This is a genomic window from Allobosea sp. 2KB_26, from assembly GCF_052115715.1.
Classification (GTDB): Bacteria; Pseudomonadota; Alphaproteobacteria; order Rhizobiales; family Beijerinckiaceae; genus Allobosea.
Genome location: NZ_JBFRHE010000069.1, coordinates 1 through 358, shown reverse-complemented (window position 1 = coordinate 358; position 358 = coordinate 1). Strand labels below are relative to the sequence as shown.

Genomic DNA, 358 nt, shown 5'->3' with positions numbered 1-358 from the left:
CCCTGACCACGGACACGGCCGTGGAGATGATCGGGGTCAATAAGTGGTATGGCGAGTTCCATGTGCTGCGCGACATCAACCTGAAAGTCGCCCGCGGCGAGAAGCTGGTGATCTGCGGGCCGTCCGGCTCGGGCAAGTCGACGATGATCCGCTGCATCAACCGGCTCGAGGAGCACCAGAAGGGCCAGATCATCGTCGATGGCACCGAACTGACCAATGACCTGAAGAAGATCGACGAGATCCGCCGCGATGTCGGCATGGTCTTCCAGCACTTCAACCTGTTCCCGCATCTGACGATCCTGGAGAACCTGACGCTGGCCCCGATCTGGGTGCGCAAGATGCCGAAGAAGGATGCCGA

1 protein-coding gene is annotated in these 358 nt (G+C 60.6%); it reads left to right on the top strand.

Annotation, left to right across the window (positions count from 1 at the left end; all coding sequences use genetic code 11):
• Positions 1–2 precede the first annotated feature (2 nt).
• A partial coding sequence (locus tag AB4099_RS35240; protein ID WP_441481514.1) for an ATP-binding cassette domain-containing protein occupies positions 3–358 on the top strand: 356 nt, incomplete at its 3' end.